The organism is Paenibacillus sp. MMO-58, assembly GCF_037146255.1.
GTDB lineage: Bacteria > Bacillota > Bacilli > Paenibacillales > Paenibacillaceae > Pristimantibacillus.
On record NZ_JBBCVY010000004.1, the window covers coordinates 317,573 to 339,993 of the forward strand.

Genomic DNA, 22,421 nt, shown 5'->3' on the forward strand with positions numbered 1-22,421 from the left:
TTCTAAGCGGCTAGGGACGGCTGGTCTGATTTCCTTAACCGGAGGTTGCTGCCGATAATCCCGCTCAAAATAATGAGCACGCCAATCCACTGCGGCAAGCTTATTGGTTCCGCCAGCACGATAGAAGAAAGGATCACGACAATCGGCAATTCGGATGCGGTCAGTATCGTTCCTAATCCCGAGCCGACATGCGGCATGCCAATCGAAAACAGAAGGGGAGGAAGCACGACCCCAAATACGCCTAGCGCTAATCCGTACGGGAGCAGCCCCGTTACAACATTCCAATCCAATAAAAAGGTCGGCGGGAATACGATAAATATCGTTATAAGGCCCCCCGTGGAAAGAAGCGCGCTTTTTAACAGGGGAGGAGTTGATGGTTCAACCGTGCTGCTCAAAAACACAAAGGTAGAAAAGGTTAACGCGGCAAGCAATCCCCACAGGCATCCCGTCCATGACAGCGACATATTTTCCTGAAACAGAATGTTGGCAGCTAGAACGGAACCGATCAGCGTGAGCGCTATGGACATCAGCTTACTTCTTGTCGGCTTTCTCTTAAGCAGCAGCCACTCCAATAACGTTCCAATCCAAACGAATTGAAATAAAATGACGATAGCGAGCGAGGCATTCAGTGTCTGCAAGGCTTGATAATAAAAAACGCCCGTTAATCCAAACGGTATTCCGGACAACATTAGTTTTAAGGTTTGTTTGCGGGTTGGCGCTTTCCTGTTAACCAGCAGAACAATCAGCCAGCTTAGGACCGCTCCGAAAAGATACTGGCCGCCGGTTACCGCGGACACGGAAAAACCCGCCGCATACGCCAGTTTTACAAAGGTGGACAAGACCCCGTAACAGCAGCCTCCCAAACATACGATTAACGCGTAGTGCCATAATTTCATGATGATCCTCCTTTTTTGAACGCAAAAAACCACACAAATGACGCGTACCGGCAGTACGGGCCTTTGTGTGGCGAAAATAGAGATTGCTCTCCAGAAAAGTCCACAGCTTCCCTAATGAGTTTTAGTATTGACGTTTCGGTTACCAGTATAAAAACATATCCCGAGCGTTGTCAATGTTTAATTATTCCGAGGACGCGAAGCAGCAGGAATAGAGGCAGCCGCATTTTTTTCCGTTTCATGTGCGCGTACTTCCAAGCATGCTTATCGATTTGTTTGAGCTCCCAGCTTTTATGTTTCATCTGCTCTTCAAAGAAAAAAGGATGGTCTAACAACTCAGTCACTTCCCTTTACGATTAAGTTGATCGAACGAATGTTTCCATTATAAAAAAAGAAGTATGACAGCATCCTGTCACACTTCTTCGTAACGGTTTAACATTTTTCCAATTTTTTCTTTGATTCGTTGCCTAAGCGCAGGCGGTTCCAGAACAAAGGCGTCCTCGCCAAAGCCAAGCAGCTTTTCAATCAGCCAGTCCGTGTCGATCGTCTGAACGATCGTTAGCGTAAGAGAACCGTCATCATTAAACTGCTTCTCATCCAAATAAAATTCATCAAGCACCCTTGCAAGCGAACCGCCTGTGAAATGAATGACGGCATGCCTGGTCTGCTCCTGCCCCTGATTGCCGCCGCCGGATAAAATATCCTCGGTATGGATGTTATGCTTCCGCTCGAAGCATTCCGACAAGGCCAGCAGCTCCGACATTCTTGTTAGCTTAAACACCCGATAGTCATCCCTGGAGCGGCAGTAGCCGTACAAATACCAGGCGTCGTATTTAAGCAGAAGACTAACGGGCTCGACTACTCGGTCCTGACGTTCGTCCTTCGCATTCATGTAATGGAAGCGGACAAGCTGACGGCCGTTAATGGCGGAGTGGAGAGTGCGAAGATGCGCCGTGTACGATCTCCAGCTGCCGAGATCCATCGTCAGGCTTGGGGCTTTGCCGTTATCGGCCTGAACGGTCTTCAGTCGATGAATCGTCTCCTGAACCCGCTCGTCCTCGAATAAAGTAGTCGTGCTCTTGAGAAGGGTAATTAGAGAGGCGATGTCATCCGAACTGAGCAGGCTTTTGTCCATCTTGTATTCCTTCATAATGCCGTATCCGCCGTTAACGCCCTGATAGGAGACAACCGGGATGCCTGCCGCGCAGATCGCCTCGATGTCCCTGTAAATGGTTCTTTGCGAAACGCCGTATTTGCAAGACAATTCCGATGCGGATACGACTTCGTTATTAAGCAGCATATAGATGATCGATATCAATCTTTCCAGTTTCAAGAATACATCACCGCCCCATTGTATTGCGCTGTTAAGATCGTAGTGCAAGGGGATTCGTTTTGTCTATAAAATAAATAGCCTTGACCAGTTACGGCCAAGGCTATTTAGGTCAAGCATTAGAATGGAAGCTCGATTGCAACCTCGCGTTTGGCGGCGGAGGAGCGGAGCACTCCATCGATAATGGCTTGCTGAATGACGATCTGCGAACCCGGAATAGGGGCAGGGCGTCCTTCGCGCACGGCTTCGGAGAAATCCCGCACCTTCTCGTTGAAGAGGTTAAGGTCGGTGTTCGTAACCGGAATCGGCGTCTCGGTCTGTTTGCCCATAAAATCATGGAACAGCTTCATTTCGCCGACGCGGCCATCCCATACGCCGGACCAATTGCCCGTGCCGTAAGGATTTACTTTAAGTCCGCCTTCCGTTCCAAGGAACATGGTGGAGCCAAGCGTATCCATATGCATGGCCCAAGAGATCTTGAATTGAAGCACCAGATCATTCTCGAAGCGTACAAGCGCTACTCCAAAATCTTCAACTTCGAATTTGCTCGCTTCCGGATGATGAACGGGATTAGTGCCGAAATAATTGGATGTATATGCCGATACCGTAAGCGGCTTTGGATAACCAAGCGCATTAAGCGCCATATCGAGCGAGTAGCAGCCGATATCCGCCATAGCGCCGGCTCCGGCGAGCTGCTTGCTGATAAACGTGCCGCCAGGCATGCCGCGTCTGCGGCCGCCGCCGGTCTCCACGTAATAGACCTTGCCGAGTTTGCCGGATTGGACGATTTCGTTAACGACCTTCATGTTAGGGTCGTAACGAGGCTGAAAACCGATTGTCAGCATATTTCCCGTTTCGTTAGCGACTTGAACCATATCAATCGCTTCGTCCAAGGTAACGGACATCGGCTTTTCGAGCAGGACATTTTTGCCTGCGCGCAGCGCGTCAACGGTTGTTACGTGATGGGAGGCATTTGGCGTACAGATGCTGACCCCGTCCAGATCAAGCTCAAGGAGCCTGCGATGATCATCGAAACCGATGGCGCCCGGCAATTGCTCGCGCGTAACGAATTGATCCGCTTTACCCGGAATAACATCGGCAACGGCGACAATCTCAACATCGTGAAGCTGTTTGTAGGCTCTTACGTGAGCAGAAGCGATACCGCCGCTGCCGATAATGCCAATACGTTGCATTTTTGACATGAATCTAATCCCTGCCTTCTCATGAACTGTGGTCATTGGAAGCCGAACTTTACTGCAGATTGATTTTTCTGATCTTCTCCATAGCAATCTTAGGCTCCCGGTTAATCGTAAGCAAGCCGTTAACCTCTTGCTGCACGTCCGTAATTTGCGTGTAGCAGAATCCGCTTACATAATCGAGATTCTTGATTGCTTGGGTAATTCCTTCATAACGGGCCAAAAATTCTTCTTCATTTTTTACTTGGTTGCCGTAACCCCAACCGGATTCGCTTGTAAATGCGATGCCGCCGTATTCGCTGATGATCACCGGCTGGCCTTTGTAGCTGTACCCGTTAGCGAACGGATAGCGATGTTTGTCATGCGCGAAGTCGTTGCTGAGCAGCGCATCCTTGTCTTTGTATCTGGCTTCAAGAACGGGACCAAGCTCCTCGTAATCATGAAGCGTAATAATATCCGAAATCGTATGCTCCCAGCCGTCGTTCACGACTACAGGTCTCATTTGATCGTAGGATTTGGTCAGGTGATAGATCGATTCGGTGAATTGCTGCTGCTTCCGATCGGTGAAGATTTGTCCGATTCCCCATGATTCGTTAAACGGTACCCACGTCACAATGGAAGGGTGGTTGTAATGCTGGCGGACAACTTCCATCCATTCCTTCGTGAACCTGTCTACGGCATCATCTCCGAATTCGTAAGTGGCGGCAATCTCCGACCAGACGAGAAGGCCTTTGCGGTCCGCCCAATACAGGTATCTCGGATCCTCGAGCTTCTGATGCTTACGCACGCCGTTGAAGCCAAGCGCCAGCGTTTTATCGATATCCTCAATAATGGCTTCTTCGGAAGGCGGAGTCAGATGCGTATCTTCCCAATAGCCTTGATCGAGCAGAAGGCGTTGGTAGAGCGGCTGCTTGTTGAGCAGGATGCGGTCGCCTTTAATCTGGATGCGGCGCATGCCGAAGTAGGAGTATACGGTGTCTACCGGCTGGCCGTCCTTCTTCAGAATAACTTCCACATCGTACAAATTCGGATGATTCGGATGCCAGGAATGAATTTTCCATTCATTCACGTCGTTCATGACGCTTAGCTCGACATTCAAAAACTTGCGGTCAACATTGGTTTCCGAGGAGCGGATCAGGTTTCCGTCGTAACGAATAACGGTTTGGAGCGTCAAGCCGTCGAAGGAACGTACCGTGCTTCCAAGCTCGTATTCAAACGTAACCGCTGCTTCTTCCAGCTTTGGCGTAATTTTAGCTCTGTTCACATGGTTGCCGTCGACATATTCCAGCCAGACGGACTGCCAGATGCCGGTTGTCTGCACATACCAGCAGCCGTAGTTCTTCTCGATCCAGCGCTGCTTGCCGCGCGGCTGCATCGTGCTGTTGCTGTCTTCGACGCGGAGCGTGATGCGGTTATCTCCGCCAACCAGCACGGCATCCGTAATATCGAAGGAGAATGCCGCATATCCGCCTTCATGCGAGCCGATATACACCCCGTTTACCCACAGCTTAGCCAAATAATCAACGGCCTGGAAATGGAGGATAACGCGTTTGTCTCCCGTTTCTGCCGGGATTTCGACATTTCGCTCATACCATACGCATGGATGGAATGTCTCCTCGCCAATGCCGCTAGCCTTAGTCTCGTATGTAAACGGGACTTGAATCGTCCGGTCCGCATCCAGCTTGCTGTACCATTTGCCGCGTTCGCCTTCAAACGAATCATCGAAGCGGAAGCCCCATTCGCCGTTTAACAATTGCCATTCGTCGCGTACCCACTGCGGACGCGGATAATCCTTCACATACTTGTGCGTGCTAGCCATAATCTTCTTTTCTCTCCTTTTAGTTAACCGTAAGGTTAATTTAATAATGAAATCAAGATGATTCTAGTTCATATTATGTGGAAGGATAGTCCTTATGTCAATATATAGGTTAATTTATTAATATTATAGTTAATTAATAATTTGATATTAGGAGATGGATACAGTTTTACAAAATATGCTAGTATAAAAAGGTGCTATCTCAAAGCGGAAGGAGAGCGAGTGATGATGAAACAACTGATTGTTGGAGATGCCGAACATGAACTGACGATTACGCGACGTATTCTGGAGCGCTTGCCTGACGAGCATATGGCTTGGAAGCCGCATGAAAAATCGATGACGTTGGGAGGGCTTGCCACGCATTTGATCAACCTGTTGAACTGGCAGGCCGCTATTTTACTTTCCCCCGAACTCGATATGTCTACTGTATCGGGGCGGCGGGAGGCCTTGCAAAAGCGCGAAGACGTGCTGTCCGAATACGATGCCAACGTTGCCAAGGTTATCGGCTTGATCGCCGAATGCGATGAGAACAAGCTTAGCGAAGAATGGATCCTGCGAAACGGTGACCATATTATTCTGCGGCAGCCGCGTGCAATGGCGCTTCGTTCCTTTGGCTTAAGCCACATGATTCATCACCGTGCGCAGCTTGGGGTATATTTGCGGCTTTTGGATATTCCGGTGCCCGGCCTCTATGGTCCTTCGGCGGATGAATAAACCAACGGTTATTATAGTGAACGGATTCCCGGGCGCCGGTAAAACAACGCTCGCCAAACGGCTTTCCGAGGATTTGAGGCTTCCCTTGCTATCCCGGGACGGGATCTACGAGACTCTGTTTGATGCTCTGGATTGCGATACGCATGGCTCTCCGCCGCTCTTGGCGCCGGCCGCTTTTACTTTTCTTTATTCCTTCGCGGGTACGCTGCTGGCTGCCGGGCAATCGCTTGTTATCGAAGGCTTCTTCGGCCGTCCGGACTTAAGAAGCGCGGAGTTTCTTAAGCTGAAGCGGGAGTATGACTTCGAGTCCTTCCAAATCATGTGCACAGCTGATGGACAGGTGCTCCTGGAACGCTATTATGCGCGTATGGGATCAGCGGATCGGCATAAGGGTCATAACGACAAGGGATGGATTGAGCAGCCAGGCAACAAGGAACGGGTGTTAAACGAGAAGCTTGCGCCACTGTCTATTGGCGGAACGGTCGTTGAGGTCGATACGGCAGCAGGGTTCGATTATGTTGATTTACTGAAGCGAATTCGCTCCATATAAGGAAATAGAGGGTCAAAAAGCCGCGTGCATCGCATCGCGGCTTTTTTGCGTTCGCAACGGACACTTATGCAATAATCGGTGTTACGGTTAAAAAAACGTTTTCCTATTTAAAGACTTCGCGTTAAAAATTCAATAAGATAGGTTTAACGAGTACTCGGAAACAGTTAAAACCCCTTTTCAAACGGAGGCTATTATGGAACGTAACATCGCCGGAATGGAGCGGCTGTCGCCCTTTGTCCGCTCTGTAAAAATAACGAGATCGGACTACCTTGTGGGCGAATGGGTAGATTACGATCACGTGTATACCTACATCGAACAAGGAGAAGCGGAGATCCTGCTGGATGGCGTCCAGTATCGGTTAAAGGCAGGGGAAGCTATCCTGTTTCCGCCGATGAAGCTCCATTTTATCCGGTCCGTGTCGTGTGAGCCTTTGGTTCAATACATCTTTCATTTCGATTTATTCCATTGGGAGGATCAGAGCAAATGGCAGGAGACCGGCGTTTCCAAAGGGCAGCAAGTCCAGATTAAGCCGGAAGAAGAGCTGTTATCATCGCTGTATCCTATTTCGTTCATTCATCCTGCCCATAGACTAGAGGTGCACAAAAGATTTCATATCCTTCACCAGGAGTTTCTGAGCAAACGCCCCTACCATCAGCTGTTTATGAAGTCGCTGGCGCTGGAGCTGCTCATTTACTTCTTAAGAAATCAGCATGAGTCCTACGAAGGGAAAGGCAAGAAGACAAAAGGCTGGGCATCTATCGAAAAAGCCGTTCTTTATATTCAACAGGAGTTTGCCAATCCCCGGTTAGACCTGGAACAAATCAGCCGGCAGGCTGGGGTATCGACCAATCACTTATCGTACCTCTTTAAGGAGCAGTTGGGAGTTACTATTCATAAATACGCCACTTATGTTCGGATCGAGGAAGCAAAAAGAAAGCTGCTTGAGAGTAACCTCTCTATTACTCAAATATCGGAAACGGCTGGCTTTGCATCCATCCATGCGTTCAGCAGAACATTCAAAGCCATTACAGGTTTGACAGCCAGTCAGTTTATTGAGACCTATTCGACAAGCGGCAGAGCTATGTCCAAGGAGGAGATTACAAATGAATAACAAGAAAATCGTCTTTACCGCTCCATGGCAGGTCGAGGTTCATGAGGATGCCTTCCATATAGAAAAGCTGGGAAAGCACGAGTTGTTGGTAAAGAAGAGATTTACCTTAATCAGTCCGGGAACGGAGCTGGCCTGTTTATCGGGTAATGAAGGCTGGTTTGCGATGCCTGGGATTCCCGGCTATTCTTCCGTAAGCGAAGTGATTGAGATTGGTGAAGAGGTGCAGGGCTTTAAGCCGGGCGACTATGTGTTTCACTATGGAGATCATAGCCTGTACTCGGTCATTTCCTTAGGCGGAATACTTTTGAAAGCGCCGTCAGAGCTGCCGCTCCACTGGGTGCCGTTCACCCGGATGGCTTCCGTAGCGATAACGTCACTTCGGGTATCCGAGATTGAGCTTGGAGACTATGTGGCCGTAACCGGCTTAGGTCTTATCGGGAATATGGCCGCGCAATTAGCCTCTCTGCAAGGCGCTTCCGTGATCGGAATCGATTTATCGGGGCCTCGGCTGGAGGCGGCGACAGCAGCCGGAATCGCGTATACTTTCCCGTCAGGCCCTAAGGTTCATGAGCGTATAAACGAGATAACAGGCGGAAGAGGAGTGTCGACGTTAATAGATGCCACCGGAATTCCGAAGGTGGTAACGGAAGGACTGCCTTGGGTCGCGAAATACGGCGAGGTTGTGCTGCTCGGAAGCCCGCGGGGCGAATATCAAGGCAATATAACGGAGCTGCTGAACTATGTTCATTTGGACGGACAAGGCTGCATGACGTTAAAAGGTGCTCATGAGTGGAGATTCCCGGTGGAGCAGGGTGCGTTTGTGAAGCATTCTTTAACCCGGAATTCCGAAATCATATTTGAGCTTATGAAACGCAAGAAGTTGGCAATTGAGCCTTTAATCAGTCATATACTAAAGCCGGAACAAGCCGTTCAAGCCTACGAAGGGCTTAGGAACGACAAGGATCATTATCACGGAGTATTATTCGATTGGTCCTAAATTAAAGGAGGTTTAATAATGATGCCTAACCTTCCAGTCGCCGTACAGCCTTACACCGTCCGTGATCAACTGAACAAGGATTACAGGGGAACATTAAGAAAAATAGCGGACATCGGCTATAAAGCTATTGAGCTTGGGCCGCCGCCTGAGGGAATTACCGTTGCCGAACAAAAACTGCTTCTGGACCAGCTTGGGTTAAAAGTGATCGGATGCCATACTTCGCTGGAGCAGCTTGAATCGGATCCGGACAGTGTGGTTGATTATTTGGAGAAGGTAGACGCGGAGAAGTATGTCGCCCTGTCCCTTGGCTTCGAATCAAAGGAAGATTTACTTGGCAAGGCTGGTAAGCTGAATGAAATTGGTACCCGATTAAGTCGAAGAGGCGTGCAGCTGTTATACCATAATCATGATTGGGAATTCAGGAAATTTGACGGCGAATATATACTCGATATTTTGCTGCGGGAGACCGATCCTTGCCATGTAAAAATGGAGCTCGATACGTATTGGGTTCATCGCGGGGGCTTAAATCCGGCAGAATATCTGCTTAAGCTTCGTGACCGTTGTCCGTTGCTGCATATCAAGGATGCGGAGGCTGGTGAAGAAGCATTCTTTGCGGAGATCGGCGAAGGGGTGTTGGATTTTCATTCCATCTTCCAAGCGGCAGAGGAGATTGGGACAAAGTGGCTTGTGGTTGAACAGGATTTGTGCCGCAGAGATCCGCTTGAAAGTCTGGCGATCAGTTACGGCAACTTGACCAAATAGTAAATCGAGTAGCAGGATTAAACGAGTTGATAGCAGGATCGTTACTGCCTCTCCTTCCGGCGATTCCCTATACTAGACTATATGTTTATTTAGGAGGAGAGTTTGTGAAGGAATCGTTGGATCCGAAGCTTGACGTGCAGATGTCATGGTGGGGAATGTCGGGCCTTGCGGCCGCGAAGGGGCGAAGCGTTGAGGAACAGGTAGAGATGATTGCGGAAGCGGGCTTTGACGGTATAAACGGATTTATCCCGGCTCCGCAGGACGAGGAGAAATGGAGACGTCTTCTGGAGCGTTACGATTTGTCCTTTAGCGTAAATGCGTACCCGAAAACGGCTCAGGACATGGATCAGTTTCTAACCAAGGCGAAAGAATACGGCGGCATTCAGCATATTAACGCGCAAGTTCTGACGCCTTTCCTCATCAACGAGCCAGCCGTTCAACTGCTCAGCTCCATGGATGCCTTATCGCGTCATGCCGGAATTCCGGTATTTATCGAGACTCACCGCGGTACGATTACCCAGGATTTGCTGCGGACGGTGGATTATATTAAGGCGCTTCAGTCTCTTCGTTTGACGATTGATCTGTCTCATTATGTGGTGGCTGGAGAGCTTCATACGATATCCGATGAAGCGGAGCAGCTGATCCAGACCGTTCTGACCCGCAGCGCGGCTTTCCATGCGAGGGTATCCAACGGCGAGCAGGTGCAGATTGACGTGGGGAGCAACGGCGAGCATCCAATGCTGCAGCATTTCGAGCGTTGGTGGAGCTCGGGCATGAAAAATTGGCAGTCGAAAGCGGGAGCGGGGGATGTGCTGCCTTTTGTCGTGGAGCTGGGTCCGCCTTCCTATGCGATAACAACGGATGAATACGCCGGACGTAACCATGAAATAAGCGACCGTTGGGAGCAATCGAAGTTCTTTATGAGAACGGCCAGAAGGCTTTGGTCGGAAATAGGAAAATAGATAATAGGGAAATAGAACAAAGGGATCATCACAATGAAGTGATGATCCCTTTGTTTGTTTATTTGGCTGCCGGAAGCGGAAGCAAGGCTACCCGATAATGCGGGATAATCTCGATCCGGTGGAAGACCGCAATTTCGACGCCTTCGAATCTTTCAACCTGCGCCTGGTTAATAAACGTATGCACCGTTCCTTTGCGCAGCGGTGTAATAGTCAGATGCAGCGTAGATTGCTCCAGCTGGGTGTAGAAATCTTTTAAGCCAATGCTCCAGGTTTTGCCGAAATGAATATGGTCGGTCAGAAGTTTGCCGTTCAGGAACGCTTGGGCGACATCGCCGTCGTAATCGATTTCGAGCCATACATCCTCTACATGGGAAGGCCAATCATTGCCGGCGAATTGCAGCAGTGCTGTGTGGTCGGAAGGCCTCGTGACAGCGATCTCCGGCGTATAGGCGGGAACCTCGATTGAATACGTATGGAACAAGCCCACCGTCTCAAGCTTAACAGCCATTCCGTTATTTGCGATAAGCTCAGGCATTGGTGCCGGGAACAGGGACACTTTGCATGCCGTGCTGCCTGGCGAAGTAAATACGAGCTGGTTATGATGGGCAACAACGGGACAGCTGCTGATTGCGACCGTAGATTGTCCCGATAGATCGAAACGGTAGGTCTGCAGCGCATCCTGGCGGGAAAGCGTCATAAAGCGGACCGGCTTGCCGTCTGTCGTCCGGAACGAAATTCCCTTGTTTCTGCCAACTGCCGGGCGAATAACGTAGCTGTCGCCGGCTTCGCTGACTTGACCGTCATGAATGTCAATGCCGGACAAGGGGGCTTTAGCAACTACATACTCGGGTGCCAAGCCATCATGGGCGTAGAAGAAAATAATCCGCTCGCCATCGGAGGCTTGTACTTCCGTCAGCAGTTGGGCGGTTGAACTGATCAAGGTAATGCCAAAAAGGTCAAGGTTGAACGGTAACACGACACCGGTGTTGCCCGGCAGCAGAGCTTCTCCTTCCTGCGGGAAAGAGACCGGGCCGCGGGCTGTTTCCAGTTCAATGCGGAACGGACGCTGCGGCAGATCGACTTGGTCCTGGAAGTTGTTGAGGAACGCAAAGCCGGAGCCGTCCTTTTGTCTTACGCACCACCGGAGCGTCGAAGTATCGGTTACCTCCAGATCGGATTGGCCATCCGGCAGAACCGTTGTCATTGGAGCCAGAATAGACCCAAACGATTCCAGGAAAAGGGACAAGGAGCGAATGCGGTCATACGATTCTCCGACACGGCCGAATTCTCCTAGAGGCGACTGATAGTCGTACGTGATTTTCGGCAGGAATTGCTCATTCATGTACCCTTTTCTGCCGACCGGGTTAGAGCCGCCGTGGTACATGTAATAACCGACCAGGTTGCTGCCGCTTGCAAGCTTCACAAGCGTCATCGCTTCAATGCTGGCAGCGGGAACGGAAGGGCGGGCGTTATAGCTGACCTGCATGCCGCCGGCCATCTCGCAATAAGCGACAGGATATTCGTTGGTATCAAAGTTAACGGGTTCAGCCGGTACAACGCGCAGGTCCCGGAACATAAACTCCCGGCTTGGCGGTTGATTCGGAATCCAGGACGTGTAGGCGTAGCCGGCCAGCATCGGGAGGAAGCCTTCCTCCGGAACGGCAGCTCCGCCCCAAGCCGTTGCGGTAAAGAATAGAGGTTTAATCCCCGCAGCCTCGGCGATTTGGCGGAGCTCTGCCAGATGCTCGTTGCCGCCGGTTCCGGAAGACAGGAATTTGCCGGTCTTATATCCCCAAGCTTCGTTTGGAGCGCCGCAATGCATAAATTCATTCTCAAGCTGAACGGCGATGACGGGCCCGCCCTCCTGATAGAGGCTGCCTTTCATTTGTACCGCAATTTCCCGGTACAGCTTTCTGGCAAGCTTTAAATATTCCGGGTCGTTAGAGCGGATCTCGATCGGTTTGGCGAGCACCCAGTCCGGGATGCCGCCGTTACGGACTTCGCCATGGCAGAACGGGCCAATCCGCAGAATAAGCGGGTACTCCAGCTTTGCGCATAGATCGATAAAGTGACGCAAGTTACGGCTGCCGCTCCAATCGAATACGCCTTCTTCCTCCTCGTGGAAATTCCAGAAGACGTAGGTTGCCACAATATGAACGCCGCCGGCTTTCATTTTGAGCAGCTCTTCCTCCCATTGGAGAGAGGAGAAGCGGGAGAAATGAAACTCGCCAACGACGGGAATAAAAGGCTTGCCATTCCTCGTCATATAGTAATTGGTGAACCCAAAGGATTCTCCTGTTGGACTGCTGCCGCCTTTACCGCCCATTTTGCCCGGCCGAATCTCTACTTGCGCGCTGTCCGTAAGATTAAGCTTGGTAATATCGGTCATTGCAGGTATAGCCTCCTTATGGTATGTTCGTAGCGATGAATTCTACTGTTTCGATAATTTTATAGATGCTGCAATTTTCTTTAATTGTAGGGCAATCGCTAGACTGCGAGGTAGAGCTGATATGGCTAAAAAACAAACCGATTATGCTATTTATAATGAACGCCCATACGGGATTTTAATTGCGGGTTATTATAACGAAACTGCTGATTATGCCATCCAGCGTCCCTCGGGCAGCAGAGATTGGCTGTTGATGTATACCGTCTCCGGCGAAGGGCAGGTTCAAAAGAACAACCAAAGCACCGTTACGTGCCGAGCTGGGGATGTTGCCGTGCTTATGCCGGGTATTCCTCACCACTACGGAACAAAAGGGTCGTCATGGGAATTTATTTGGGTTCATTTTATCCCGGATCCGGAATGGAGCACGTGGCTAAGGCTGCCCGGTTCGGATAAGCAGTTTTTCTTCCGGCATGTGGGGGAGGGGGAATCTCGCGACAGCATTCACGAAGCGTTAGTGCGGATGGTTCGGCATGAGGCTTCAGCGGGAAGCTCGGGGCTGCACCGACGTCTGGCGGAAATGACGCTGGAGGAGACGCTGATCTATATTCAGCAGACTTGCCCGGCGGAGAGTTCCGTTACGATGGATCCGAGAATTGCTCAGATTCTAAGGGAGCTTCAGCTGTTCCCTGCCCAAAGGATCAGCCTGCCGGAGCTGGCGAGGAAAAGCTGCTTGTCCACCTCGCGGCTCTCTCATTTGTTCAAAGAGCAGGTAGGGGATACGGTTCTGAATGTTTTATGTAAAATCCGGCTGGAGAAAGCGGCCCAGCTGCTGACGGGGACAAACCGGCAGGTAACGGAGATCGCCTCGGACGTTGGGTTTGACTGCACGATTTATTTTACACGCAAATTTAAGGAGACCTTTGGCGAGACCCCTTCGATGTACAGAAGGCGCGAGCAGCCCGCTGCTATAAGAAAATAGAACGAAAAAGCGGCCGTGCGAGATTGCACAGCCGCTTTTTCGTTCATTTAGGCAATGGGGAAGCAACAATTACTTCTATATTGTGGTCTTGCAGCAGCTTAGCGAAAGGAGCGGGAGGATTAACGTCCGTAATAAGCAGATCGATAGCGTCAAACGCGCATACGCGGTGAAACAGGCTTTTATCGAATTTGGCCGAATCGGCCAGCATAATGACCTGATTCGCCCGTTTGATCATTTCTCGCTTAAGATACGCTTCTTCCTCCGTAGGGGTGAACAAACCCTCGGTTGTAATGCCGCATGTGCCGAGAAAAAGCTTGTCTACCCGGATGTCGTTCAGCATCTCGACCGTGCGCGGCCCAAAGGCGTACCGGTGCCAGGAATTCAGCATGCCTCCAAGTAAATGGGTAGCAATCTGCGGCTTGTCGCAGAGCACGCCGGCAACGTCGATCGAGTTCGTGACAACCACATTTTCCGTTGTGGACATAAACTCGGCGACATATTGCGTTGTGGTTCCGGTATCCAGCATGACATACTCTCCGTCCCGGATAAGGGAGGCGGCCGTCATCGCGATGGAACGCTTGCTTCCTGCTTCGGTTAATCTGTCTTTGTAGCTGCTCACCGATCTGGTCATGGACGAGAGAATCGCTCCGCCCCGCACGCGGACAATCAGGCCATCCGCTTCCATCTTGACCAGATCGCGCCTTGCGGTATCGTAGGATACTTCGTATAAGGTGCAAATATCCTCCATGCTAATATTCCGGTTCAGCTTCATATAATCAACGATTGATTTAATCCGTTCCTCTTGCGTCATCATTTGCCCACCTTTTATGTCTTTTCTCTATTATAAGCAACGATACTTTTTAATGACAAGCAATCTGCATGTTTCGCTTGCAGAAATAGCGGTTATATATTTGTTATAATTACTAAATTAAGTGTAACAATTAAATTGGCGTTGATATACCGCATTTCATCTTTTATACTGGTGGAGATAGAACAGAGCGGAGAGGGAGTGCAAGTCATGAGTATTGTTAAAGTCGGATTAGTAGGCTTCGGGCTATCGGGCCAGGTTTTCCATGCTCCGATAATACAGTCGGTTGAAGGGATGGAGATTGTTAAGGTCGTGTCGAGCAATCCCGAAAAGGTAGGTCAACACTTGCCGGATGTGGAGGTTATCGCCTCGCTTGCGGAGCTGCTGGCCGACGAAAGCATCGATCTGGTTGTGATTACATCGCCTAACCAGACGCATTATACCTTTGCGAAGCAAGCCTTGCTTGCGGGCAAACATGTTGTTGTGGAGAAGCCGTTTGTTATTTCGTCGGAAGAAGCGGACGATCTGATCGAGACGGCAAGGAAACAAGACAAGCTGCTCAGCGTCTACCAGAATCGCAGGTGGGATAACGATTTTCTCACCGTCAAAGGCCTTATCGAGGCTGGAGAGCTGGGAGAGATCGCATCCTACGAAGCGCATTATGACCGTTACCGTCCGGAAGTATCCAATAGATGGCGAGAAACGGCTGGTCCGGGTTCGGGCATGCTGTACGACTTGGGATCGCATTTGATCGACCAGGCGCTGCACTTGTTCGGGAAGCCCGATACCGTATATGCCGATCTTATGGCGCAAAGAGCAGGCTCCGAGGTGACGGATTATTTCCACTTGATCCTGAGCTACGGCACGAAAAGAATTATCCTGCACAGCGGTTCGCTTGTGTTGCGGCATGGTCCCAAGTTCCAGGTGCATGGCAGCAAGGGCAGCTTTATCAAATACGGCCTGGATTCGCAGGAGGACATGCTGCGCAAAGGCGGCTTGCCGGGCCAGCCGGAGTGGGGCATGGATCAGGAAGAATGGTACGGCGAGCTAACGGTAACGGTTGACGGCAAGGCCGAGACCAGCAAGGTGAAGACGCTGCAGGGAAGCTATGAACGCTTCTACGAGGGTATAGTTCAGGCGATTACGGCGAATAAACCTGTACCCGTTGCGGCCGAAGATGCCAGAGACACGATTAAGCTCATTGAGCTGGCCATTCAAAGCAGCGCGGAGAAGAAGGCTTTGCCTTTCCAATAAAAGATGAAGTGCCTGGCATGAGGATGATCAAATTCTAAGGCCGGGCATTTTTTTAGCGAATAGGATGAAACCACTTTTTTACAAGATCGTATTGTAGTAAAGTAATTTTACCTATACTAGGAAGATGAGTAAACGATGGAGGGAACTTTGCAAAGTGGAATCGGACAGGAATAAGGACAGTTTTTGGAGTTTATTGAAAAAAGGGAATACGTCTTCGGCAACGGCGGCAGTCGGGAATACGGCAGTGGCCATCGTAAAAGGCGTAGCTGCGGTGATGACGGGAAGCGGCGCGATGTTTGCGTCCACCATGCACTCCATAGCGGATGCGGTGAACCAGGGCTTTGTATTTGCGGGCAGCGTGCTTGCCGAGAAAAAGCCGACGCCTAGATTTCCGACCGGATTCGGCCGGGTAATTAACCTGTTTTGCATGATTGCGGTTATTGTCGTTACGGTTATGGCTTACGAAACGATCAGAGAGGGCTTTCACTTGTTGGCCCACCCGTCGGAATCGCATGGCTTCTGGATAAACTTTATTATCCTGCTTATTTCCATTGGCGTTGACGGTTTTGTTTTACATAAAGCGATGAAAGAAATTGTTCATGAATCGCGTTCGGAGGCGAAAGGTTTTGCCATTGTTGCGGCGGCGTTCAAAAATGTCGGACGGGCTGCACCTCCGACGCGTCTCGTATTTTATGAAGATTTGGTTGCTACGACCGGTGCGTTTCTTGCGCTGATTGCCGTCGTTGTCACCTCGCTTACCAGCTTTACGCTGCTGGATGGCGTGTCGACTATATTGATCGGGCTTCTTATGGTGGCGGTAGCGTTCCGCGTAGGCTACGATAACATGGTTGGCCTGATTGGCGTGGCTGCGCCGCGCGAAGTCGAAGAGAAGGTTGCGCAGTTGATTTTCTCCCATGGGGAAGTAACCGATATTTATTCGATGCGAATTTTGCAGGAAGGCCGCTATTACCACGTTGAAGGTCTAATCGAGCTGAAGCGGGGGATGACGCTTGCGGAAGCCGATGATATCAAGTTCAAGGTGAGAGATACGCTCTTGCTTGATCCGGCAATCGCAGACGTTACGATAGGCATTATCGAAGATAACGGAGTCCGCAACTGGCAGCCGCAAGAGGCTGGCGTATAAACAATGGAAGGTGCTGTCCCAGGGGCAGCGCCTTTTTCTATGCTCCTCTCTGGAGATAGGTAAGTTCGATCTGTTACAATAACGTCAAAGAGGTGAAGGCATGCTAGATTCCATCGATAATCATATTTTGCAGATGCTGTCGCAGAACAGCCGGATTTCATATACCGATCTGGCCAAGGAAGTAGGGCTGTCGGGGGTTGCGGTGAAGGAACGGATCGACAGGCTTGTGAATCAGGGCATTATCGAGCAGTTCTCGATTGTCATCAACGCGGAAAAATTGGGAAAGAAGATATCCGCCTACCTGGAGCTGGAGGTTGAGCCTGCGCATCTGGACGAGATTCTGGAGTCGCTCAAGGCCAACGAGCGCGTGGTTGTTCTCTATGAGATGACCGGTCCTTGCCTGCTTCACGTTCATTATCTGGTGGAGGATATGGACGAGGTGGACCGGTTCATGCACGAGTCGATCTATTCGCTAAAAGGGATACTGCGCGTTGAGAATCAGATTCTGCTCAAGCGCCATAAGAATCAGGACGGCCTTAATATTTAAGCTGCCGTGACAGGAAGAACCGCCGGGTGGCAGCCCGGCGGTTCTTTTTTGCTGAGTAGAATAAGATGATGGCTTAATTGGTTTTGGACAGCTTGGATTGATAGAAGCTTGCGGAATAATCGCTGATGACTGCTTTGCCGCCTGACAGCTGTACGGGAGCGGTCAGCTTAATCTTTTCACCGTTATAGGTTGCGGTTGTTTGGCCGATTGTCATGGACAGGGTATTGCCGTTATAGCTGATCGTTACGGTTTGCGTTGGCGTATTCCAGCCGACCTTGGCTCCAAAGCTTTCAAAGGCGCTTCGCAGCCCTAAAGTCTTCTGTTCCGATTCGCCGAACTGACCTTTTGTAATAACGGCGTGAACGCCCCAGTTGCCGTCAACGACCTGCGTAATCCCAAAGTCGGTGGACACGGACATTAGGGAGTAGGCTTCATCCTCCGTCAGATCCATTCCTTTCATCAGAAAATCCTTTGTTTTAAACGCGGCGTCCTTCATGGCCTTGTCGATAGAGGAATTGTTGTAGATGTCCTTCTGGGCATTTTCTCCGAGCTCTGCCAGGTAGTTTGCGTAGCTGAAGCCGTGTACGACCCATTCATTCTCGTTCTCAAGGAGCGGGTAGCTGAGATTGTTCAGCTTTTTGTTCAAATCCGCTTTCTTATGCAAAATCACTTGGATGTCGCCGGTCACGGATGTCTCGATGGCCGTTCCGTTAATTTCAGCATCTCCTTGGCCGGCATGCGGATCGCCAACCTGCAGAAGGGCGCCGGGAACGGATACCGGGTAATACATCGTTGCGCCTTCCGTTACGCGCCAGTCGTCCACATTGCCGCCGAAGTAGGATGGAGGGACGGAGTCAACAACGTCTGCTTCTTTCGGCGCAACGCCCATCGTGCCGAAATGGAGTCTGACCGGAACCTTAACGCCTTCCAGCACATTGAAGTTTTCTTCGACGGTATGATGGTCGACAATAACGCCCGGATAATCGATGGTTGGATGCACCTTGCCGTCGGGATCGGTCTGCGGCGTCCATTTGAAGCTGTACAGCGCCGTAGCATAATCGGTAACGCCGTCCGAGCTCATCTCATAGATCGTGACCACTTCCCGTTTCTTTGGTTCTTCCGCCATATCTCCGTACAAGTAGCCCCAGTTGGCGGCAGCGTTGACGCCAAAGGTTTTGCCTGCGTACTTCTCATTGCCGTTCGGACGGAGCTTCATATCCAGTATTTTTACTTCCAGCACGTCGCCGGGTTCCGCTCCTTCAACCGCGATTGGTCCGGTCATAATATGTACGCCGGGTCCGCGCAGCGCTTCGTTCTTCTCGACTTGATCCCAGTGGAAAATATCCTCCACGCCCGCATCGCCTTCAATCATTCTCTCGTAATCATCGCCGGAATGATGGGTAATAGCCTCGACCGTTACGATATCGCCGGAGTTCACGGTAAGGACCGGATCCCCTTTCCCGATATTGCCCCAGCATACATTTTCTGAATTTGCGGCAAGGTAATGCGTCTTTGGCAATGGCTTCGTGTCAGCATTTGCAACATAAACTGGCGAACTGAACACCATTAAAGCAGATATAGCTGTACCAACCTTCCATGAAAAACGGTTTCTCATGCACATTTCTCCCTTTTTGTTTTCTTTTGTGTAAGTTTTCCTAACATGTTAGTGAGACTGAGTATAGCAGAAGAATATGGGATTAACAATATAAAGTTTTCGTCTATTTTAAGTTTGATAAATTAAGCAATTATTGTTTTAACGTTTAAAAAGTTAATCTTCTGTCTGCGAGCAAGAAAAATTCCTAATCGTTATGGAGGCGAGAAATAAAGCACAATAGGTCAGTTCATAGCATAATAAGGGCTTATCAAGCCGCCTCTAGTACCGGATAATTGAAGCAAGAGCTTTATGCTTTAAGGAGGACTAGTTCATGTCAGCAGAACAAGGAAAGAATCAGCCCTACGAGGCTTATCTGTTTGTGCATTTTACCGGCGAGCATGAGAATGGCGAGCAGGTGTATTTTTCGGTCAGCCGGGACGGGCTCCATTGGAATGATCTGAATGACAGCCAGCCGGTATTGCAATCCGGCATAGGCGAGAAGGGTGTGCGGGACCCGTTTATTATCCGCTCTCCGCTTGATAACAAGTTTTATATCATTGCGACGGATCTCCGCATTGCGAATGACAAAGGCTGGGATACGGCGCAGCATCGCGGCAGCCGGTCGATTATCGTCTGGGAATCCGCGGATCTTGTGAATTGGTCGAAGGAGAGAAGCGTGGAGATTGATCTTCCGGATGCGGGCTGCGTTTGGGCGCCGGAGACGATCTTCGACGAGGAAGCGGGTGAGCATCTGATTTTCTGGGCTTCGATGACAAAAGAAGACAATCTGGAGCCTAAGCAGATTATTTACAGCTCCCGGACGAAAGACTTTGTTTCCTTCACGAAGCCGGAAAAATATATCGAGCGCGGCAATCACGTGATCGATACGACGATTATCCGGGAAGGAAGCACGTATTACCGTTATTCGAAGGACGAGACTACCAAATGCATAACGGTTGAGAGCAGCGATTCCTTATCCGCTTCCTCGTTCCGGGAATTGCATTCGCCTGTTTTGGACGAGCTGTTTGGAGTGGAAGGGCCCGAAGTATTCAAGTTCAACGACCGAAACGAATGGTGCCTAATGGTCGATCAGTATGCAGCCGGCAAGGGGTATCTGCCGCTTATTACGAAAGACTTGTCCAGCGGGCAGTTCCGTATTCTGAATCCGGATGAGTATAACCTAGGGGCTGCGAAGAAGAGGCATGGATCGTTCCTGAATCTGACCGGCGCCGAATACGAGGCGTTAGTGAAAGCCTGGGGCACGCCCGGACAATAAGAGAAAAGCTTAGCATGGAGCCATCCATGCTAAGCTTTTTTTGTTGGAGTTGCCTTTATATTCTCAATCCATTACAATACTGAATAAACGTTCAGTATCGAATTCGGGAGTTCAAGGCAGGTGAGTCGGGTGTGAATAAGAAGCAGCAGCAAACCGAGCAGACGAAGAGAAAGATAGCGGATGCGGCGCGGAATTTGTTCGTGCAGAAGGGCTATAAAGCAACCTCCATCGAAGATATCGTCAAAGCGACAGGCTGCAGCGCCGGTAATATCTATTATCATTTCAAAAGCAAGGAAGGACTGTTCCTGCATCTGATCGACGATTGGAACACGGAGTGGGAGGAGACTTGGCTGGCGAAGGAGCCGCAGTACAAGACCACCATCGATAAGCTGTACGGCATGGCCGAGCATCTTGCGCATGATCAGCTGAATCATCCGCTTACCAAAGCCGTTGACGAGTTCTTCAACAATGCGGAGAAAAATCCGGAAGTCGAAGAGCGCATTAACGAGATGGTAAAGGGTTATATTGACTTTAACCGGGATTTGCTGCAGCGGGGAATCGACAGCGGCGAATTCCAATCCTCGAATGTGACCGGACTTGCGATTATTTTGGACAGTCTGATGTACGGCCTGAATCAGCACACGCGAACAATGGAACGGGAGGAAGCTCTGGCGGCTTACCGGCTGGCTATGGACGTGTTTTTGCACGGCATTGCCACACCGGCCCGCTAGGCCTTTTTTTCTGCAATAATCTAGAATGAATATTCAGTATTCGAACAGCTTGGAAATCGGGGGAATCATACAATGACTTTATTGCTTAAAAATCGGGGTGCGCTGCTTATCCTGATGTTTAATTTATTGCTAGTGTTCACGGGGATCGGGCTTGTTATCCCGATTATGCCGAAATTTATGGAGACACTTGGCATTACGGGAGGGATTGTCGGCTTGCTCGTGGCGGCGTTCTCGCTGACGCAGCTCCTATTCTCGCCGCTTGCCGGACGGTTGTCTGACAAATTCGGCAGGAAAAGGATGATCGTTATCGGCATGCTTGTGTTCGCCGTCTCCGAGGCGATGTTCGGGTTCGCGGAATCCTCGGTATTATTGTTCGTATCCAGGCTGCTTGGCGGGATTAGCGCCGCTATGATTATGCCGGCCGTTATGGCTTACGCGGCGGATATTACGACGAAGGAAGAGCGGGCTTCGGGCATGGGCTTTATTAATGCGGCCATTACGACCGGCTTTATTATCGGTCCCGGCATTGGCGGTTACATTGCCGAGTTCGGCATACGGGCGCCGTTTTACGCTGCCGGCGTGGCGGGTGTCCTTGCAGCCGTCATCAACCTGATCATTCTTCCGGAGTCGAAGCCCGTACAGGATGAGGCAACGGAAACCTTGGTATCCGGGAAGGAACAACGCGGCTTTCTCACGCAGCTCCGTTATTCGTATCGCGAGCCGTATTTCCTGGCCTTGATTATCGTTTTTGTCATGTCGTTTGGACTGGCGAATTTCGAGACGGTATTCGGATTGTTCGTCGACCATAAATTCGGCTATGAGCCGAAGGATATCGCCTTTATTATTACGTTTGGTTCCATTGCCGGAGCGGTCGTTCAAGTCACGATTTTCAGTTGGATTCTGAGGACGTTTGGCGAGCGGCGGGTCATCTCCATATGTCTTTTGTTTGCCGGATTGTTTATCGTACTGACGCTCTTTGTTCACAAGTTCTGGATGGTGTTTGCGGTGACGTTTATTATCTTCCTCGCGATCGATATATTGCGCCCGGCGATCAGTACCCAAATGTCGATGGTGGCGAAGGACCAGCAGGGCTATGTGGCGGGCTTGAATTCGGCCTTTACGAGCCTTGGCAATATTGCCGGCCCAATCATCGCCGGATTCCTGTTCGATGTGGATATTAATTACCCTTACACGCTTGCTTGCGTCGTTCTCCTTCTATGCTTCGTTTTGACGTTAAGCGATAGAAAACGCGCCTTGCAGGAGGCCCGGACGTAATCGGGGAGGGCTCAATCAGCTGATGTCGGTTTTTTTTAACCGATGTCAGCTTTTTTATTTTAACGACATTATCAAAAAAAATAGGAACTTATCCCA

The 22,421-nt window shown here is 50.3% G+C and carries 20 protein-coding genes; 13 read left to right on the plus strand and 7 right to left on the minus strand.

The features are described 5' to 3' along the window. Positions 1 to 2: 2 nt before the first annotated feature. From WFJ73_RS15005 to WFJ73_RS15020, 4 genes are all read right to left on the minus strand, one after another. Positions 3 to 896: an EamA family transporter gene (locus tag WFJ73_RS15005; RefSeq protein WP_336773834.1), complete on the minus strand. Its 894-nt coding sequence runs from the start codon at positions 894 to 896 to the stop codon at positions 3 to 5. Between the two features lie 409 nt (positions 897 to 1,305). Continuing rightward, on the minus strand, positions 1,306 to 2,226 hold the full coding sequence (locus WFJ73_RS15010; protein WP_336773835.1) for a helix-turn-helix transcriptional regulator: 921 nt from the start codon (positions 2,224 to 2,226) through the stop codon (positions 1,306 to 1,308). Between the two features lie 116 nt (positions 2,227 to 2,342). Beyond that, positions 2,343 to 3,425 (minus strand): Gfo/Idh/MocA family protein, encoded by a 1,083-nt coding sequence (locus WFJ73_RS15015; RefSeq protein WP_127491806.1) that lies wholly within the window; start codon positions 3,423 to 3,425, stop codon positions 2,343 to 2,345. A 49-nt stretch (positions 3,426 to 3,474) separates the two neighbouring features. After that, positions 3,475 to 5,238, minus strand: coding sequence for a glycoside hydrolase family 2 protein (locus WFJ73_RS15020; RefSeq protein WP_336773836.1), 1,764 nt, complete (start codon positions 5,236 to 5,238; stop codon positions 3,475 to 3,477). 222 nt (positions 5,239 to 5,460) lie between these two features. Here WFJ73_RS15020 and WFJ73_RS15025 point away from each other — a divergent pair, with 222 nt between their 5' ends. From WFJ73_RS15025 to WFJ73_RS15050, 6 genes are all read left to right on the plus strand, one after another. Next, a complete protein-coding gene (locus WFJ73_RS15025; protein WP_336773837.1) occupies positions 5,461 to 5,949 on the plus strand; it encodes a DinB family protein in 489 nt (162 codons plus the stop codon). Continuing rightward, the gene (locus tag WFJ73_RS15030; protein ID WP_336773838.1) at positions 5,942 to 6,499 is read left to right on the plus strand and encodes an AAA family ATPase; all 558 of its coding nucleotides are present in this window, start codon (positions 5,942 to 5,944) and stop codon (positions 6,497 to 6,499) included. The genes WFJ73_RS15025 and WFJ73_RS15030 overlap by 8 nt, the downstream gene beginning before the upstream one ends. Before the next feature lie 193 nt (positions 6,500 to 6,692). Next, positions 6,693 to 7,610, plus strand: coding sequence for an AraC family transcriptional regulator (locus tag WFJ73_RS15035; RefSeq protein ID WP_336773839.1), 918 nt, complete (start codon positions 6,693 to 6,695; stop codon positions 7,608 to 7,610). After that, on the plus strand, positions 7,603 to 8,607 hold the full coding sequence (locus tag WFJ73_RS15040) for a zinc-dependent alcohol dehydrogenase (RefSeq protein WP_336773840.1): 1,005 nt from the start codon (positions 7,603 to 7,605) through the stop codon (positions 8,605 to 8,607). Before WFJ73_RS15035 ends, WFJ73_RS15040 begins: the two co-directional genes overlap by 8 nt. Before the next feature lie 18 nt (positions 8,608 to 8,625). Continuing rightward, entirely contained in the window at positions 8,626 to 9,369 is a 744-nt protein-coding gene (locus WFJ73_RS15045) for a sugar phosphate isomerase/epimerase family protein (protein WP_336773841.1), read from the plus strand. Between the two features lie 104 nt (positions 9,370 to 9,473). Beyond that, on the plus strand, positions 9,474 to 10,331 hold the full coding sequence (locus WFJ73_RS15050) for a sugar phosphate isomerase/epimerase family protein (protein WP_336773842.1): 858 nt from the start codon (positions 9,474 to 9,476) through the stop codon (positions 10,329 to 10,331). Between the two features lie 58 nt (positions 10,332 to 10,389). On the opposite strand, the gene WFJ73_RS15055 is transcribed toward WFJ73_RS15050, so the two are convergent. After that, positions 10,390 to 12,720, minus strand: a complete 2,331-nt coding sequence (locus WFJ73_RS15055) for a beta-galactosidase (protein WP_336773843.1) — start codon at positions 12,718 to 12,720, stop codon at positions 10,390 to 10,392. A gap of 121 nt (positions 12,721 to 12,841) precedes the next feature. Here WFJ73_RS15055 and WFJ73_RS15060 point away from each other — a divergent pair, with 121 nt between their 5' ends. Next, a complete protein-coding gene (locus tag WFJ73_RS15060) occupies positions 12,842 to 13,696 on the plus strand; it encodes a helix-turn-helix domain-containing protein (RefSeq protein ID WP_336773844.1) in 855 nt (284 codons plus the stop codon). 43 nt (positions 13,697 to 13,739) lie between these two features. Here WFJ73_RS15060 and WFJ73_RS15065 read toward each other — a convergent pair whose 3' ends face one another. Continuing rightward, entirely contained in the window at positions 13,740 to 14,510 is a 771-nt protein-coding gene (locus WFJ73_RS15065) for a DeoR/GlpR family DNA-binding transcription regulator (RefSeq protein WP_336773845.1), read from the minus strand. Positions 14,511 to 14,714: 204 nt separating this feature from the next. Here WFJ73_RS15065 and WFJ73_RS15070 point away from each other — a divergent pair, with 204 nt between their 5' ends. The 3 genes from WFJ73_RS15070 (at position 14,715) to WFJ73_RS15080 (ending at position 17,449) form a co-directional block, all read left to right on the plus strand. Continuing rightward, the gene (locus tag WFJ73_RS15070; protein WP_336773846.1) at positions 14,715 to 15,758 is read left to right on the plus strand and encodes an oxidoreductase; all 1,044 of its coding nucleotides are present in this window, start codon (positions 14,715 to 14,717) and stop codon (positions 15,756 to 15,758) included. Positions 15,759 to 15,882: 124 nt separating this feature from the next. Next, entirely contained in the window at positions 15,883 to 16,902 is a 1,020-nt protein-coding gene (locus tag WFJ73_RS15075) for a cation diffusion facilitator family transporter (protein WP_442955952.1), read from the plus strand. A gap of 100 nt (positions 16,903 to 17,002) precedes the next feature. Further along, complete coding sequence (locus WFJ73_RS15080; protein ID WP_336773848.1) at positions 17,003 to 17,449, plus strand: Lrp/AsnC family transcriptional regulator; 447 nt, start codon at positions 17,003 to 17,005, stop codon at positions 17,447 to 17,449. A 73-nt stretch (positions 17,450 to 17,522) separates the two neighbouring features. Here the strand turns inward: WFJ73_RS15080 and WFJ73_RS15085 are convergent, their stop codons facing one another. Next, complete coding sequence (locus WFJ73_RS15085) at positions 17,523 to 19,064, minus strand: acetamidase/formamidase family protein (RefSeq protein ID WP_336773849.1); 1,542 nt, start codon at positions 19,062 to 19,064, stop codon at positions 17,523 to 17,525. A 310-nt stretch (positions 19,065 to 19,374) separates the two neighbouring features. Here WFJ73_RS15085 and WFJ73_RS15090 point away from each other — a divergent pair, with 310 nt between their 5' ends. The 3 genes from WFJ73_RS15090 to WFJ73_RS15100 all read left to right on the plus strand — a co-directional run bounded on the left by WFJ73_RS15090 (position 19,375) and on the right by WFJ73_RS15100 (position 22,325). Beyond that, positions 19,375 to 20,319 carry a glycoside hydrolase family 43 protein gene (locus WFJ73_RS15090; protein WP_336773850.1) on the plus strand — a complete coding sequence of 315 codons (945 nt, stop codon included), beginning with the start codon at positions 19,375 to 19,377 and terminating at the stop codon, positions 20,317 to 20,319. A 131-nt stretch (positions 20,320 to 20,450) separates the two neighbouring features. Then, a complete protein-coding gene (locus tag WFJ73_RS15095) occupies positions 20,451 to 21,050 on the plus strand; it encodes a TetR/AcrR family transcriptional regulator (RefSeq protein ID WP_336773851.1) in 600 nt (199 codons plus the stop codon). A 72-nt stretch (positions 21,051 to 21,122) separates the two neighbouring features. Beyond that, positions 21,123 to 22,325, plus strand: coding sequence for an MFS transporter (locus WFJ73_RS15100; RefSeq protein WP_336773852.1), 1,203 nt, complete (start codon positions 21,123 to 21,125; stop codon positions 22,323 to 22,325). The last annotated feature ends 96 nt before the right edge of the window (positions 22,326 to 22,421 follow it).